Below are 1253 nucleotides of genomic sequence, written 5' to 3'. Positions count from 1 at the left end.
CCTATAAGTCGCATTGCCCGCTACTTGATCCTGTCGTGTTGCTTGTCCATGGCTTTGCCAACAGGTACACGGCTCCCCCGGCTGAATGCGCCATGATCAAGGTGCCGGATTCAAAGTAACGGTCGTAACCCCTCCGACAAGTCATTCGTAGCCCCATTTCTTTTTCGATCAGTTGGGAACAACACTAAGGCGGCTCCGGCGGTGCAATGAAGCAACATAGGCTCGTTCCGGGCCGAAGAAGTGAAGTACGTTACAGTTACAGGTAGCTTGTCTGAAGAACGTTCGACATCAGAACTTCGCATCTCGCAGTTCCCTTTCGGCAGCTTTCACCACATATTGGAGACCTCTTTCGAGTGAGCTCAAATGTGTCCGCTTTGGGCCAAGAGAGGCCGTTCAGCAACGCACTGCTCGATTCTACAGTATCTTTGCAACGTGGCTGGCTACCCGACTTACCCGCTGAATACTCACTAAATCTAGGGTGGATTGCCAGGGGGAATGAAATCTGGGGTTTTTGGAAAAAATAACAAAAACAATAGCATAGCTAACAACTATGGTGCGGATAGAGGGACTCGAACCCCCACGGTCTCCCGCCAGAACCTAAATCTGGTGCGTCTACCAATTTCGCCATATCCGCAGATGAAGCACATAAGCCTCAAGCGCCGGTCCCTATATCACCCTCTCTTCACGCGTCAAAGGAAAAAGCCCGGCTTCCGGCAGAATATATTTTTGGCAACGTCCAGTTGCCGAACTCAGTAAATCGGCTCTTCGTAAAGCACGGTGCCATTGTCCTTCAATGCGCGGATCTGCGCATCTCCCGCGCTTGAGACTGCAACTACCGCCTCGATCTTTCGTTCCTGTTGCTGAGCTTCGATCGCCCGTCCCTGACCTTCCGGCACATAGTAGCGCTCTATGCCATAGGTGACGCGCAGCGGGCTATAAGCCGCCGCGTTGGCAAAGCTGGATGTGCGTCCACGCAGCTGCACTTCGCCAGACGGTACATCTTCGCGCTTCTGCCATGAGGCGCCAGCGAAGGTCCACACGCCGCCGTCGCCCTCTTTCACAGTTACATAGACATCGGCAGGTCCATCGGTTGCGGGAATCGTTCCGCTGATCTTTCCCGCCTCGATATTGGAGATGGCATACCGAAGCGTGACATAGTCGCCGCGCAAAAAATCGTGCGGATCGACGGGTTCGCTTTGCAATGTGATGTCGGTGCCATCGCGCAGAATCGAAACGTGCTGCTGGACCATGGC

At 53.9% G+C, this 1253-nt stretch carries 1 protein-coding gene and 1 tRNA gene; both read right to left on the bottom strand.

Going from position 1 to position 1253, the window contains the following annotated elements; genetic code table 11:
* Positions 1–551 precede the first annotated feature (551 nt).
* Positions 552–634, bottom strand: a tRNA-Leu gene (locus ACXJ5O_RS27380).
* Between the two features lie 115 nt (positions 635–749).
* Positions 750–1253, bottom strand: a 504-nt coding sequence (locus ACXJ5O_RS27375) for a GDYXXLXY domain-containing protein (protein WP_457302657.1), incomplete at its 5' end; no start/stop codon positions are given.

Source organism: Phyllobacterium sp. P5_D12 (assembly GCF_054049495.1).
Note: the sequence above shows the minus strand (reverse complement) of the source record. Positions and strands in the feature narration are given on the sequence as shown.